Here is a 15,052-nt window from a genome sequence, read left to right as displayed (position 1 = left end):
TCGTAGAAAGGTTTTGATCAGCGTGGAAATTCTCCATATCGTTGGGCAGCAAAAATTAGAAGGAACCGTCGAAATTAGCGGAGCGAAACAAAGCGCCCTCCCTTGTCTTGTGGCTGCACTTCTTACCGAAGAATCGGTGACGATTGAAAACGTCCCGATGATTGAAGATGTAGAAGTGATGGTCAACTTGTTGAGAGAGCTAGGGGTTCGGGTCGAGCGTGAGGGCGAACGGATGACCATTCATTCGAATGAAGCTGTCGCCATGCCTCTCCTCGGTTCGGAGACGCGGAAAGTCCGTGCCGCTGTGTATTTACTCGGTGTCTTCGCCGCTCGATTCGGAAAAGGGGCGGTCGGGCTACCTGGAGGATATGCGATTGGTCCACGACCGATTGATTTACACTTGAAAGCGTTGGAGCGTCTCGGCATTCATGTCGAGAATGAATCCGGTCTCTATCACGTCCGGGTCGAAGAACTCGTCGGGAATCGGATTTACTTAGACTTACGGTCGTTCGGGGCAACTGTGAGTGCGATGCTTGCGGCGGTCTTGGCGAAAGGCACGACGGTCATCGAAAATGCGGCCTGTGACCCTGAAGTCGTCGATGTGGCAACGATGCTCACATCAATGGGCGCACACGTGAGTGGAGCGGGTACCGATGAGATTCGTATCAAAGGAGTCGAACGTTTGCATGGGTGTACGCATACGTTAATCCCCGATCGCCTCGAGGCAGGAACGTTCATGATGTTCGGCGCGGTGTCGGGGAGTGTGACCGTGCAACCGGTCATTTCGACTCACCTTGAAGGAGTCATCCAAAAACTATTGGATTATGGTGCGGAAGTGGAAGTTGGCGAGGAGTCGGTGACGGTGACCGCCAATCAATCCTTGCCGACAGACATTCGCGTGTTCCATTATTCAGGATATCCGAGCGACTTGCAGCCGATCATGTCAGCGGCTTTGTTGAAGGCAGACGGGACGAGCGTTGTCACGGACAAACTGTATTCTCAACGATTCCGACATATCGCCGAGATGCGCCGAATGAACGCGCAAATCACGCTAGAAGATTCCTCGGCGGTCATTCGCGGAGGAAATCAACTCGCAAACGCAGAAATGGAATGTACAGATGCACGAAGTGCCGCAGCACTCGTCTTATCAGCACTTCAGGCGTCTGGAGAATCGACGTTACTTCATGCAGAACGATTGAATGATTCATACGTCGACTTTGTCGGCAAATTAAAACAACTCGGTGCGCTCATTTGGGTGGAAGATCACACCGAGGCATAAAGGGGAGATTTCGGGTGGAACGAAGTTTATCGATGGAACTGGTCCGGGTCACAGAAGCAGCGGCACTTGCTTCAGCCCGTTGGATGGGTCGCGGTTTGAAGGTCGAGGCAGATGATGCAGCAACGACGGCAATGCGTGACGTCTTTGATACGATTCCGATGAAAGGGATTGTCGTCATCGGAGAAGGCGAAATGGATGAGGCCCCGATGCTCTACATCGGAGAAAAGGTCGGGAACGGCTATGGCTCACGTCTCGATGTCGCGGTCGACCCGTTAGAAGGGACGAACATCGTGGCGACTGGTACATGGGGAGCGCTTGCTGTTCTCGCGGTCGCCGATGCGGGAGACCTTCTTCACGCACCGGACATGTACATGGAAAAAATCGCGGTCGGACCGGAAGCGGCTGGTCTCGTCAGTCTCGACAACTCGATTGAAGAGAACATCGAGATTGTGGCGAAGGCGAAGAAGAAAAACGTGGAAGATGTCGTTGTGACGATCTTACATCGGGACCGACACGAAGAAATCATTCAGCGGGTCCGGGCGACTGGAGCGCGAATCAAGTTGATTCCAGACGGAGATGTCGCCGCAGCCATTAACACGGCCTTCCCGAAAACAGGCGTCGACTTGCTACTCGGTTCAGGTGGGGCACCTGAGGGCGTCATCGCCGCTGTCGCGATGAAGTGTCTCGGTGGAGATTTCCAAGGACGTCTGCTCCCGGAAGATGAGGCACAAAAACAACGTTGCCATGACATGGGCATCGAAGACACGGATCGAATCCTTCTACTCAATGACTTGGTAAAAGGTGAAGATTGTATCTTTGCGGCGACAGGTGTGACGGACGGTGAATTGTTACGTGGCGTCCAATTCACGTCGCAAGGTGGGCAAACACATTCCGTTGTCATGCGTGCCAAGTCTGGTACCGTACGCTTCGTAGAAGGGAACCACTCCCTCACGAAAAAACCGAAAATGGTCATGAAACCCGAATAACATGGAGTCGCGGATGTGTAAACGTCCGCGACTTTTTTGTGGTGAAAACGGGAATGGATAGTCAGGAGGTGGGTGTGATGATTGAAGTGGAAGGACTCGTGAAGACATTTAAAGATGTTCCGGCGGTGAACGATGTTTCGTTCTCCGTGAAAGAAGGAGAGATTTTTGCATTTTTAGGACCGAACGGCGCCGGCAAATCGACGACGGTGCAAATGTTGACGACGCTCGTGCGTCCGACATTCGGAGTGGCACGGGTAAACGGATTCGATGTCGTCAAACAAGAAAAAGACGTCCGCTTGTCGATTGGGGTCGCTTTGCAGGAAACCGGGATTGATAAAGTGCTGACGGGGCGTGAGTTGCTCGTCTTACAAGGGCGATTGTTTAAGATGTCAAACGAGGAGGCGCGTCGTCGTGCGGATGAGTTGTTAGAAGTCGTGTCCCTGACAGATGCCGCAGATCGACGGAGTGGCACGTATTCAGGGGGGATGCGGCGACGTCTTGACTTAGCCCTTACGCTCGTCCATCGCCCGACCGTCTTGTTTTTAGATGAGCCGACGACGGGTCTTGATCCGGCGAGTCGGATTGAAATATGGAATGAAGTGCGCAGACTGAACCAAGAGTTTGGGACGACGATTTTTTTGACAACCCAGTACTTAGAAGAAGCGGATGAATTGGCTGACCGAATCGCCATCATCAATCACGGGAAGATTGTCAGTGAAGGAACGGCAGAGGAGCTGAAACAACTCGTCGGCGGTGAGACGATTGCGATGGATTTCTCGAACGAGTCAGATGCGACGACTGCCGCCGCGCTCTTTCAGACCACGGCGAACGGGAACCATGTATCGTTCGAACTGCGTGATGTGACGCTGACCGAAATCGTTCGGGCGTTAGATGAACAAGGGCTACAACCTGAACGTTTGACGGTGAAACAACCATCGCTTGATGACGTATTCTTACAAGTGACGGGCGAATCTTATGAAGGGGGCGAGCTTCGTGTGGACTGAGACGTGGTTATTCACAAAACGGAGTTTGGTCACGACGATCCGAAATCCGTTTTCATTTATTCCGAACTTGATCATCTCTGTATTCTTTTTACTCGTGTATACGAGCGGACTGTCGAGCGTGGCGTCCCTTCCTCAGTTCGAGGGAAGTGACTACTTGAACTTCATCTTACCGGTATCGATTGTGTCAGGAGCGGTCGGTGGGGCAGGGGGGACCGGACAAGCGCTTGTTCGTGATATCGAGAGTGGGTATTTTGCGAGGTTATTATTAACTCCCGCGACTCGGACTGCGATCGTGCTCGGACCAATGATTGCCGGGATGTTGCAGTTACTTGTCCAAACGCTACTTATCTTTGCGGTCGCGTTTTTACTCGGTCTCACGATTCCGGTCGGGGCGGTCGGCTTTTTCTTCACGGTATTACTCGCCATCGGCTTCGGCCTTGGATTTGCGGGCTATTCGGTAGGCGTCGCGTTAAAGACACGGAATGCACAAGCGGCGCAGGCAGGTACGCTTTTGTTCTTCCCTCTCATTTTCTTATCGACGACGTTCGTTCCGAAAGAATTGATTGAGGCAGAGTGGTTGAAAGTGGCGGCGACATTCAATCCGACCACGTACATTTTTGAAGGGATGCGGGCCGTTTTGACCCAACCGGAGATTGATTGGGGTGCTCTATCGGCAGGACTCGCGGTTGCTGGTACGATGAGTGTACTTATGATTGTCTTCGCGGCGACGAATGCGAGAGGGGCATTGAAGCAAAAATAAAAAACGACTCGGTTCCCATGAACCGAGTCGTGATGTTGTATTAGAGGTATGATCCAGCGCCAACGTAACGTGGTGCCCAGTATCCAGAAGTGAAGCTCGCGTATTTCACGCCACCTGTTTCTGAGTTGATCATTTGTGTTTTGCTAAGTGCCATCCCAACGTGGTGGATCGTCCCACCTGAGTGTGAGAAGAAGACGAGGTCGCCAGCTTGAATCGATGACTTCGAAATTTTCTTCGCGCTTGCATATTGCTGGCGTGAAGAACGTGGGAGTGTTTTGCCGATTGCTTTTTTGTAAACATGTCCAGTGTAGCCTGAGCAGTCAAATCCAGCAGTCGTTGTTCCACCGTAACGGTAAGGTGTACCGAGGTACTTTTTCGATTCAGCAACGAGTTTTGAGCGAGCATCTGTTGGTGCCTGAGAAGTAGTGGCTTTCGTAGTTGAAGTCGAACTGCTTAGTGTCGTGTATTTAGAAGAAGCTGAAACGTATCGTGTTTTACCTTTATAATCGATTTTATAGAAAGATCCAGTCTTTCCAAGATACTTATAAGACTGACCGCTGTTCATCTTTCCAACCACAGACGATTTTAATGACGCACTCGAACGAATATTTAATGAATTTACTTTTGATTTTACTGTGTTGTATTTTGTAGAAGTAGTAGAAGTTTTGCTTACCGTTGTACTTGTGCTCTTCGTGTATGTATATTTTGAAGAAGCTGAAACGTAACGTGTGCTACCTTTGTAGTTGATCTTATAGAATGAACCAGATTTGCCAAGATATTGATAAGATTGTCCTCTGTTCATTTTTCCAACAACTTTAGAAGATGTTAATGATGCAGTAGTACGGATATTTAGAGAATTTACCCTTGAATAAACCGATGTATTCGAAGCGGCTTCTGCTTGTTCACCAGTTGAGAACATGAGACCCGAGAAAGCAACAGTAGCAGCGACGACGATAGATGCAATACGCTTTAACATTGTGTAATTCCCTCCGTTTTTAAAATCAAATCGTTATTATATGACAAAGTCGAGTAATATTTTAATAGTCGAGCACAAGTTGCGAGTATTACCCGGTTTCCTGTGCAAATAAACTATATCATGCGCAAGACCGATGGCATTTTTCAATCACAAGTCAAAAAAGCGTTTTCTTGTAACAGAAATGAAACAATATGTGGGTATAGTACTTATTTTGTTACAAAACCATCTATTATTGTGTAAGGATTTGTACAAGAGGGAAACCGTTAGACAAAAGGTGTTTTTTCACGGTGACGACACGAAGAAAATGTGATTAGATGATGACAGAACAAAAAGAATCAAGTTGAATACTTCTTGTAATGAAATGTAGAAAGATAGGTGACTTGAATGAGTCAACAGACAGAACCGACAAAAAATTACACGCTTCGTGAACTCGAGACGAAGACGTTAAAAGAATTATATGAGATCGCCAAAGAAGTCAAAGTTCCAAACTTCCGAGAAGCACGGAAACGTGAGCTCATGTTTCGAATTTTGAAATCTCAGGCCGAATCAAAAGATTTATACTTCCTCGAAGGTATTCTAGAAATCATTCCACCGAATCCTCAGTCGCAAAATGACGGCGGATTTGGCTTCCTCCGACCAATCAATTACTCTCAATCTTCAGAAGACATTTACATCGCTGCTTCACAAATTCGTCGTTTCAACCTCCGAAACGGGGACCTCGTGACGGGGAAAGTCCGCAAACCGAAAGAGAACGAACGATTCCAAGGATTGTTGAGTGTAGAGGCGGTCAACGGGGAGTCGACGGACTCGACGCGGTCACGCGATTACTTCCCAGCGCTCACGCCGATTTACCCGGAACAACAGATGGTGCTCGAGACAGAGCCGAAACATCTCTCAGTACGTGTCATGGATATGATTGCGCCAGTCGGATTCGGACAACGTGGATTGATTGTCGCACCACCGAAAGCGGGGAAAACCTCGCTCTTAAAAGAAATTGCGAACTCGATCACGACGAATCATCCGAACGTCGAACTCATCATTCTTTTAATCGATGAGCGACCGGAGGAAGTGACCGACATCCAACGTTCTGTACCGGATGCGGACGTGGCCTTTTCGACGTTTGATGAGACACCGGAAAACCATGCGCGCATTTCAGAGCTCGTCCTCGAACGTGCGATGCGTCTCGTGGAACATAAAAAAGACGTGGTCATCTTACTTGATTCCATCACACGATTGACGCGTGCGTATAACCTATCCGTTCCGCCGAGCGGACGGACGCTCTCTGGGGGGATTGACCCGGCAGCGTTCCACAAACCGAAAAAATTCTTCGGGGCAGCCCGAAATATCGAAGACGGAGGTAGCTTGACGATTCTTGCGACCGCACTCGTCGATACCGGTTCACGAATGGATGACGTCATCTATGAGGAATTCAAAGGAACGGGGAATATGGAACTCCACCTGGATCGGAAATTGGCGGAACGCCGTATCTTCCCGGCAATCGATATTCGTCGTTCGGGGACGCGGAAAGAAGAGCTGTTACTCGGCAAGGACGAACTCGACTCACTATGGACGATTCGCCGCACGATGAACGAGTCTTCGGACTTTGTCGAACACTTCTTACGCCGTGTCCGTGAGACGAAAACGAACCTCGACTTTTTCGCTGCGTTAGAGGCAGATAAGAAAAAAAGACGACCGGTGAAAAAAACGAAAACAGACTTGTAAATCCTATAGTAGGGTGATATTATATTCTAGTGAACTTTCTCTAGGTTGAAAGAATACTTAGGGCCGAAGGAGTTGAAAAGCAATGAAACAAGGAATCCACCCAGAATACCGTAAAGTCGTATTCATGGACTCGACGACAGAATTCAAATTCATCACTGGTTCAACTCGTTACTCTAACGAGACAATCACGATGGAAGATGGAAACGAGTACCCACTCATCCGTGTCGATGTATCTTCTGATTCGCACCCGTTCTACACAGGTCGCCAGAAATTCGCATCTGCAGATGGTCGTATCGAGCGCTTCAACAAGAAATACCAACGTTAATCGTAAAGTTGTATGCTCACCGCCTAGGGATTGCCCTTGGCGGTTTTTTGTTACATAGACGCGGGTAAAGAGACAAAAGACTGTCGTTAGGGGGCCGTTATGGAACTTATACTCATCAGTATCAGCTTGTTAATCGGGGTCGGCATCATGTCACAATGGTTGGCATGGCGTTATCAAATTCCGGCAATTATCATTATGACACTCGCCGGGGTGTTGGCAGGTCCGATTCTTGGGCTGTTTGATCCGCGTGAACTACTAGGGGATTTATATAGTCCCATCATTTCGTTTGCCGTCGCCATCATCTTATTCGAAGGAAGTCTCGGGCTTCACTTTAGCGAGATCAATCAATTCCGACGGTCGATCGTCCGCATCGTCACGGTGGGAGTCGCGCTGTCATTCGTCGGAATGTCGCTACTCATTCAACACGTCGGAGGATTGCATTGGGTCGTCGCGTGGACGATGGGCGCACTCTTCGTCGTGACAGGACCAACCGTCGTCATCCCGCTATTACGACAAGCACACTTGAAAGATCGCGTCGGAGCGATTTTGAAGTGGGAAGGGATTATCGTCGATCCGGTCGGGGCGCTGCTCGGGCTCTTCGTCGTCCGGCTCGGATACATCGTATATGAAGGAATGGACTTATGGATGCAGCTCTTGTTTGCCGGTGCTTGTATTGTCGGGATCGGACTCGGGTACTTGTTTGGGCATCTCCTCATGGGGTGGTTTGTCGCGGAGAAAGTACCACGTTACCTGCGTGCCTCGGTCACATTGACGGCCGTCCTCATTTTGTTCTCGCTCAGCGAACTCATGATGCATGAAGTCGGTCTTCTCGCCGTGACGGCGATGGGGATGACGATGGCCAATACGAAACATCGGGACGAAGAGATTATCGAAGAACTGCAATCGTTTAAAGAAGACATTTCAATCTTGCTCATTTCGTCTGTCTTTATCTTATTGACGGCGTCACTTTCACGCGCAGAGCTCTTAAATATCTTCCAATGGCCGCTGCTCTTGACGATTGCCGGGATTCTCTTCTTGGTTCGCCCAGTGGCTATTTACTTGTCGACCGTCGGTGCGGGATTGCCGCTAGCGGAACGAGGGTTTATCGGCTGGATTGCACCGCGTGGAATCGTCGCGATGACGGTCGCTGGATTCTTTGCTGAAGAAGTCGCTCATCTTGGGATTGACGATGCGAAGCAAATGTTACCGCTCACGCTCGGACTCGTCTTCCTTTCCGTAACGTTACACGGTCTCACGATCCGGCCACTCGCACGTAAATTGAAATTAATTGATGTGCAAAAAGAAGCGAAAGCTGACGAGTAAAGGACAGATTCACTTCAAAGAGAATTTGGAAGAAGTCAACCCTTTTCCTCAACTCGAAAGATAGGTATAATCGGAAAGCGATTATCGATGGAGAGGGCGAAGAACAATGATGCATGTGACGAACCGATATGGTTGGATTGAAGTGATTTGTGGGAGTATGTTTTCAGGGAAGTCGGAGGAATTGATTCGCCGTGTCCGCCGAGCTCACTATGGAAAGATTCCGGTCCAAGTGTTCAAACCAGCAATCGACGACCGGTATCATGAAGAGAACGTCGTCTCACATACGGGCAACTCGGTCGTGGCGGTACCCGTCGCGTCGAGCCAAGACTTATACGATGCCGTGCGCGAAGAAACGCAAGTCATCGCAATTGATGAGGTACAGTTCTTTGACGAAGGGATTGTCGATGTCATCGAACAGCTCGCGAATGAGGACAAACGCGTCATCTGTGCCGGACTCGATATGGACTTCCGAGGTGAACCGTTCACGATGATGCCTGAGCTGTTGTCGCGTGCAGAGTTTGTGACGAAACTGCAGGCGATTTGCTTGTCTTGTGGTGCACCAGCTTCACGGACGCAGCGCTTGATTGACGGACAGCCGGCTCGTTATGAAGACCCAGTCATCTTGGTTGGGGCTTCGGAGTCGTACGAACCGCGATGCCGTCATTGTCATGACGTACCGAATAAACCACATCCGGTCCGCCATACGGTGGCAGACTGATGAATCGACGGACCGCCCTCGGCGGTCCGTTTTTTTGCTATAATAGATAGAGTTTGATTTGACGGAGAAAGGACGGATCATTATGTTTGACCGTTTAAGTGTATTAGAAGATCGCTATATGCAATTGAATGAAATGCTCGCCGACCCAGAAGTGCTCAGCGACTCGACGAAGTTGAGACAATATTCGAAAGAACAGGCGCAGTTAGAAGAGACGGTACAGATGTATCGTCAATATAAAGAAAAGAGCGAGGCGTTCAAAGAAGCGAAGGCGATGCTCGAAGACCGAACGCTCGACGCCGACATGCGCGAGCTTGCTAAAGAAGAGATGAACCTCTTAGAGCCGGAAGTGAAAGAGTTAGAAGCGAAGTTGCGGATTTTACTGCTTCCGAAAGACCCGAACGATGATAAGAACGTCATCGTCGAAGTCCGGGGTGCAGCAGGAGGAGACGAGGCAGCCCTTTTCGCAGGCGATTTATATAAGATGTACACGCGCTTCGCCGAGCGTCAAAACTGGAAAGTTGAACTGATTGACGCGAACTATACCGAACTCGGTGGGTTCAAAGAAGTCACGTTCATGATCAACGGGGCAGGTGCCTATTCAAAGCTCAAATTTGAGAACGGCGCGCATCGTGTACAACGCGTCCCGTCGACGGAGTCAGGTGGACGGATTCATACGTCTACGGCGACGGTTGCCGTCTTACCTGAAGCGGAAGATGTCGAGGTGCACATCGATATGAAAGATGTACGTGTCGATACGTTCACTTCGTCAGGTCCAGGGGGACAGTCCGTCAACACGACGCAGTCCGCTGTCCGCTTGACACACATCCCGTCTGGTCTCGTCGTCTCGTGTCAGGACGAGAAATCGCAACATAAAAACAAAGACAAGGCGATGAAGGTCCTTCGAGCACGCCTATATGACAAGATGCAAAGCGAGCATATGGAAGAACTGTCGGCACAGCGGAAATCTGCTGTCGGGACAGGGGACCGCTCTGAACGAATTCGCACGTATAACTTCCCACAAAGTCGTGTCACCGATCACCGTATCGGATTGACGCTCCAAAAGTTAGATCGTGTATTAGCGGGTGAACTCGAGGACATCATTGACGCCCTCATCATGGATGAACAGGCACGTCTCATGGAGGATGCGGAATGATGCGTGTCGCTGCGCTACTTAAGCAGACAGAAGAGCGGCTTCAAGAGGCCGGGCGTGACCGTGCGGCTGCCGAATGGTGGCTCATGCACGTGCTCGATGTCGACCGGACGGGTCTCCTCATTCGATTGTCGGATGAACTATCCACGGATGAAGCGGAACGGTTCGAAGCTGGAATCGAGCGTCTATTGACTGGAGAACCCGTGCAACACGTGATCGGACAGGCACCGTTTTATGGTCGCTCGTTCGAAGTGAATCGGGACGTCTTGATCCCAAGACCGGAAACAGAAGAATTGATTGACTGGCTTCTCGGACAAATTCGTCACGTAGCGGACGATGAAATCGTGGATATTGGAACAGGGAGCGGAGCGATTGCGATCACGCTCAGTTTAGAACTCGGTGTCCGGGTACAGACGGTCGATATTTCCCCGGAAGCGATTGCGGTCGCGAAACGGAATGCGGAAGCGCTCGGTGCGAATGTACGCTTTTATGAAGGAGACGGGCTCGCCCCGATTGCCGATCAATCGATTCGAATTCTCGTCTCGAACCCACCATATATCGAGGCTGACGTTCTATTAGATGAGACGGTTGTTGGTTATGAACCACACCTCGCTCTTTTTGGCGGAGCGGATGGGCTCGATATGTATCGCCAACTGATTTCAGAGTCAGTGCGCGTCTTACGTGCCGATTGGCAATTGATTGCGTTTGAAATCGGGTATAACCAAGGACAAGATGTGAAATCATTACTGTCTGAACGTTATCCTGAAGCAGAAACGGGTATTTTAAAAGATATAAACGGCAAGGACCGTATCGTCTATGCCGTAAGGGAAGGGATTGCGTATGGAAACGAAATGGATTAAATCGAATGAGATTGAAGATGGGGTACGTCTTCTTCAAGCGGGTGAAATCATCGCTATGCCGACAGAAACGGTCTATGGTCTCGCAGGGGACGCCATGAATGATGTGGCGATTCGCAAGATTTTTGAGGCGAAGGGCCGACCGTCGGATAACCCACTCATCGTCCATATCGCTTCAATCGAACAAACGAAGTTGTTTGTCGATACGATTCCTCCCGTTGCCAAGCGCTTGATGGATGCGTTTTGGCCAGGCGCTTTGACGATCATCTTGCCTTCAAACGGCCGAGCCTCATCGCTCGTGACCGCAGGACTGGATTCCATCGGACTTCGGATGCCGAATCATTCGGCGGCACTTGAGTTGATTCGCGAGTCAGGCTTAGGACTTGCGGCACCAAGTGCGAACCGTTCCGGGCGTCCGTCTCCGACGACCGCTCAACATGTGGCTGACGATTTGGCCGGGCGGATTGCGGGGATTGTCGATGGAGGACCAACTGGAATCGGCGTCGAGTCAACCGTCATCGATTGTACGGGTGACACGGTGACGATTTTACGACCGGGTGGCGTGACGCGAGAAGAAATCGAAGCTGTCATCGGACCGGTTGCCTTAGATGCCAATTTGAGTGACGACAAAGCCGCACCACGATCACCGGGAATGAAATACACGCATTATGCCCCAACGGCGCCCGTCTTTTTAGTTGATGGCACACGTCAGGATTTGCAACGTGTCATCGAGGAGCGGAAGCAAACGGGATTGCGGATCGGTGCACTCGTATTCGATGAAGAGCCGACAATGGCTGATGTCACCTATTCCCTCGGTACTTCGATGGAAGTGGCGGCGCAACGTTTATACGATGCCCTTCGTCGATTTGATGAAACGGACGTCGATGAGATTTATGTGAACAAGATTGAACCGGTCGGGGTCGCCTTAGCCGTTTACAACCGCTTGTACAAAGCGGCGGGAGGGAAGGTCGTTCACCCGACGAAAGATGCCTAAAGACATAGAGGAGGACACGCGATGTCAATGAAACGCGTATTATTCATATGTAGTGGCAACACGTGCCGAAGCCCGATGGCGATGGCCTTGCTCCGTTCGAAAATGACTGGGGACGAGTTTGATATTCGCTCAGCCGGTCTACGGACGATGCAAGGATTCGATGCTTCTGAAAATGCACTGCAAGTTCTCAGAGAACGTGGGATTGAGCTCGATCACGTCACCCAGACGTTCGATGAGGTGTTAGGCAATTGGGCGGACATCATCTTGACGATGACACGTGCGCACCGTGAACAAATTCGGGATACATACCCGGATTTGGCGGAGCGGACGTACACGCTCTACGAATTCGTGACAGGGCTTGAGCGAGACATCAACGACCCGTTCGGCGGTTCGATGAATGTGTATCGTCAAGTGCGAAACGAACTCGAGCCACTCGTGAATCGACTTGTGCTAAAATTAACGAATGATGGGTCAAAGGTGACGAAACCACCGAGACGCCTACCAAAGAAGACGGGGGAATGAACGAATGAAAATTGCAATTGGCGCCGATCACGGCGGATTCAACTTAAAGAGAGACATCGTAGCATTGCTTGAGGAACTCGGACATGAGTATAAAGACTTTGGCACGCACTCGGCTGACTCGATTGACTACCCAGACGTAGCCATTCCGGTCGCAGAAGCTGTCGCGGCAGGCGAATTCGATCGCGGAATCTTGATTTGCGGTACAGGAATCGGAATCGGGATTGCAGCGAACAAAGTCAAAGGGATTCGTGCGGCACTCGTTCATGACTCATTCAGTGCGAAAGCGACACGTCAGCATAACGACTCGAACATCATGACGATGGGCGAGCGTGTCATCGGACCTGGCCTTGCGGTCGACTTGGTGGCGACGTGGCTCGAGACGGACTTTGAAGGCGGTCGCCATTCAAACCGTGTCGACAAGATGAGCGCATACGAATCGAAGTGAGCCCGATGAAGACGGAACTTCTCGGATTATTAACGGAGCTTCACGAACGGTTCCCGTTACATGATGAGCGTATTCTCGTCATCGGATGCTCCACGAGTGAAGTGCTTGGGAAGACGATTGGGAAGGCAGGGTCCATCGACGTCGCAGAAGAGTTGATGGAAGCTTTCCTTGAGTTTAGAAAGAAGACAGGTGTCCATTTGGCGTTCCAAGGGTGCGAGCATATCAACCGTGCTCTCACCGTGGAACGACGGACGCTCAAGCAGTTCGGTCTCACGGAAGTGACGGTCGTTCCTGTCCGTTCTGCGGGTGGGGCGATGTCGGAGAAGGCATATGCGAACTTCGAGGAACCATGTGTCGTCGAATCGATTCAAGCGGATGCGGGAATCGATATCGGCTCGACGTTGATTGGGATGCATTTGAAACCAGTGGCCATCCCGGTCCGACTATCGTCGAAACATCTCGGCGAAGCGTACGTCACGTTTGCGGTCACGAGACCGAAACTGATTGGTGGGCCAAGGGCTCAGTATTCGGCAAATTAAAAGAACTCCTACCGATTTTCATCGGTAGGAGTTCTTTTAACTAAATCAGGCGAGAATTCTCCCTCCTCTAAGCGTCTCGGGGCGAAGCCCGACGTAGGTGGGAGATGAATCGCCCGGTCCAACAGTTTGCTCTCCCTATGACAGATGTTACGAACAAAAGTTCGTAATTCCGTCGGATTCGCCCTCCCCTTCCGCGGGTATCGGACGAGGAGGACACATCACAATCTTCTGGAGGGAGGAGGGACGGACATGCTGAAAGGCTATAAATACAGGCTCCACCCGACGCCGGCACAGGCCGAGTTCCTCATCAAGACGATCGGCTGCGCCCGGTTCATCTACAACAAGCTGCTCGAGGACCGCATCGCCATCCGCGAGGAGGCGAAAGCGGGGAGCGGAACGAGACGGAAACCGGCGACACCCGCCTCCTACAAGCCCCTGTTCCCGTTCCTCGCCGAGGCGGACAGCCTCGCGCTCGCGAACGCGAAGCTGAACCTCGACACGGCGTTCGCAAAGTTCTTCGCCGGGACGGGCGGCTTCCCGGCCTTCAAGTCGAGACGACGGTCGCGCGCCTCCTACACGACGAACAACCAGCATGGCACGATCCGCATCGAGGCGGGCAAGGTCCGTCTGCCGAAGGTCGGGTTCGTGAAGTTCACACAGCATCGTCCGTTCGAGGGCGTCATCCGGTCGGCGACGGTCTCGATGACCAAGACAGGCACGTTCTTTGTCTCCCTCCTTGTCGAACAGGACGATGAACCATGGATTCCAGCCGAGAACAAGGTCGGGATCGATCTCGGCCTAAAACATTTCGCCGTCATGACGAACGATGCGATGGTCTCGGAGAAGATTGACAACCCTCGCTTTCTCCGACAATCCGAAGCGAAGGTCAAGAAGGCGCAACGCGCGCTGTCACGCAAGAAGATCGGGAGTAAAAATCGTGAAAAAGCCAAGTTACTTTTGGCCAAGAAACACGAAAAGATTGCGAATCAACGTAAGGATTTCCTCCACAAACTGTCGAGACGGATCGTTGACGAGAACCAAGTCATCGTCGTGGAGACATTGACATCGAAGGACATGATGAAGAATCACAAGGTCGCGAAGTCCATCGGGGATGTCAGTTGGTACGAGTTCGTCCGACAGTTGGAATACAAATGTACCTTCTACGGACGGACGCTCATCAAGGCGGACCCCTGGTACGCATCCACGCAGATCTGTTCTTCTTGTGGCGTCAAAGGCGAGAAGAAGACGATGGATGTCCGTGAATGGACGTGTGTTTGTGGCGCGCATCATGACCGTGACATCAACGCGAGCATCAACCTATTGATGTTGGCTGACTGACAACCATTCAGGGCAGGGACTGTCCGACGAGCTTGGTAAATAACCGTGGCTGGTAAGAGCACGGTCTTCCCAAGAAGCTCCCACTTCAATTTGTGAAGCAAATAAGTGGCGAGT

The 15,052-nt window shown here is 50.9% G+C and carries 16 protein-coding genes; 15 read left to right on the top strand and 1 reads right to left on the bottom strand.

Annotated elements, in window-relative coordinates; genetic code table 11:
* Positions 1-22: 22 nt before the first annotated feature.
* The 4 genes from murA (at position 23) to LCM29_RS09485 (ending at position 4,029) form a co-directional block, all read left to right on the top strand.
* Complete coding sequence (gene murA / locus LCM29_RS09500; protein WP_214784817.1) at positions 23-1,279, top strand: UDP-N-acetylglucosamine 1-carboxyvinyltransferase; 1,257 nt, start codon at positions 23-25, stop codon at positions 1,277-1,279.
* A gap of 14 nt (positions 1,280-1,293) precedes the next feature.
* Positions 1,294-2,265, top strand: coding sequence for a class II fructose-bisphosphatase (gene glpX / locus LCM29_RS09495; protein ID WP_074035838.1), 972 nt, complete (start codon positions 1,294-1,296; stop codon positions 2,263-2,265).
* Positions 2,266-2,342: 77 nt separating this feature from the next.
* Positions 2,343-3,269, top strand: coding sequence for an ATP-binding cassette domain-containing protein (locus LCM29_RS09490; protein WP_224862311.1), 927 nt, complete (start codon positions 2,343-2,345; stop codon positions 3,267-3,269).
* On the top strand, positions 3,259-4,029 hold the full coding sequence (locus tag LCM29_RS09485) for an ABC transporter permease (protein WP_012727390.1): 771 nt from the start codon (positions 3,259-3,261) through the stop codon (positions 4,027-4,029). The genes LCM29_RS09490 and LCM29_RS09485 overlap by 11 nt, the downstream gene beginning before the upstream one ends.
* Positions 4,030-4,069: 40 nt before the next feature.
* Here the strand turns inward: LCM29_RS09485 and LCM29_RS09480 are convergent, their stop codons facing one another.
* Positions 4,070-5,005 carry an SH3 domain-containing C40 family peptidase gene (locus LCM29_RS09480; protein WP_224862309.1) on the bottom strand — a complete coding sequence of 312 codons (936 nt, stop codon included), beginning with the start codon at positions 5,003-5,005 and terminating at the stop codon, positions 4,070-4,072.
* Between the two features lie 384 nt (positions 5,006-5,389).
* On the opposite strand from LCM29_RS09480, the gene rho reads away from it, so the two are divergent.
* The 11 genes from rho (at position 5,390) to tnpB (ending at position 14,938) form a co-directional block, all read left to right on the top strand.
* On the top strand, positions 5,390-6,727 hold the full coding sequence (gene rho / locus LCM29_RS09475) for a transcription termination factor Rho (protein ID WP_214784813.1): 1,338 nt from the start codon (positions 5,390-5,392) through the stop codon (positions 6,725-6,727).
* An 82-nt stretch (positions 6,728-6,809) separates the two neighbouring features.
* On the top strand, positions 6,810-7,052 hold the full coding sequence (locus LCM29_RS09470) for a type B 50S ribosomal protein L31 (RefSeq protein WP_012727387.1): 243 nt from the start codon (positions 6,810-6,812) through the stop codon (positions 7,050-7,052).
* 99 nt (positions 7,053-7,151) lie between these two features.
* Complete coding sequence (locus LCM29_RS09465; RefSeq protein ID WP_224862307.1) at positions 7,152-8,375, top strand: cation:proton antiporter; 1,224 nt, start codon at positions 7,152-7,154, stop codon at positions 8,373-8,375.
* A 106-nt stretch (positions 8,376-8,481) separates the two neighbouring features.
* Positions 8,482-9,093, top strand: coding sequence for a thymidine kinase (locus LCM29_RS09460; protein ID WP_214744592.1), 612 nt, complete (start codon positions 8,482-8,484; stop codon positions 9,091-9,093).
* A gap of 82 nt (positions 9,094-9,175) precedes the next feature.
* Positions 9,176-10,246 (top strand): peptide chain release factor 1, encoded by a 1,071-nt coding sequence (gene prfA / locus LCM29_RS09455; RefSeq protein WP_074036532.1) that lies wholly within the window; start codon positions 9,176-9,178, stop codon positions 10,244-10,246.
* A complete protein-coding gene (gene prmC, locus LCM29_RS09450; RefSeq protein ID WP_224862783.1) occupies positions 10,246-11,103 on the top strand; it encodes a peptide chain release factor N(5)-glutamine methyltransferase in 858 nt (285 codons plus the stop codon). Before prfA ends, prmC begins: the two co-directional genes overlap by 1 nt.
* On the top strand, positions 11,084-12,094 hold the full coding sequence (locus LCM29_RS09445; RefSeq protein WP_224862305.1) for an L-threonylcarbamoyladenylate synthase: 1,011 nt from the start codon (positions 11,084-11,086) through the stop codon (positions 12,092-12,094). The genes prmC and LCM29_RS09445 overlap by 20 nt, the downstream gene beginning before the upstream one ends.
* Positions 12,095-12,115: 21 nt before the next feature.
* Positions 12,116-12,616: a low molecular weight protein arginine phosphatase gene (locus LCM29_RS09440; RefSeq protein ID WP_214694549.1), complete on the top strand. Its 501-nt coding sequence runs from the start codon at positions 12,116-12,118 to the stop codon at positions 12,614-12,616.
* A 4-nt stretch (positions 12,617-12,620) separates the two neighbouring features.
* Entirely contained in the window at positions 12,621-13,061 is a 441-nt protein-coding gene (gene rpiB, locus LCM29_RS09435) for a ribose 5-phosphate isomerase B (RefSeq protein ID WP_074035852.1), read from the top strand.
* Positions 13,058-13,600, top strand: coding sequence for a TIGR01440 family protein (locus LCM29_RS09430; RefSeq protein WP_412093977.1), 543 nt, complete (start codon positions 13,058-13,060; stop codon positions 13,598-13,600). The genes rpiB and LCM29_RS09430 overlap by 4 nt, the downstream gene beginning before the upstream one ends.
* A 249-nt stretch (positions 13,601-13,849) precedes the next feature.
* On the top strand, positions 13,850-14,938 hold the full coding sequence (tnpB, locus tag LCM29_RS09425; RefSeq protein WP_224862301.1) for an IS200/IS605 family element RNA-guided endonuclease TnpB: 1,089 nt from the start codon (positions 13,850-13,852) through the stop codon (positions 14,936-14,938).
* The last annotated feature ends 114 nt before the right edge of the window (positions 14,939-15,052 follow it).

The organism is Exiguobacterium aestuarii (assembly GCF_020171655.1).
GTDB lineage: Bacteria > Bacillota > Bacilli > Exiguobacteriales > Exiguobacteriaceae > Exiguobacterium > Exiguobacterium aestuarii_A.
Note: the sequence above shows the minus strand (reverse complement) of the source record. Positions and strands in the feature narration are given on the sequence as shown.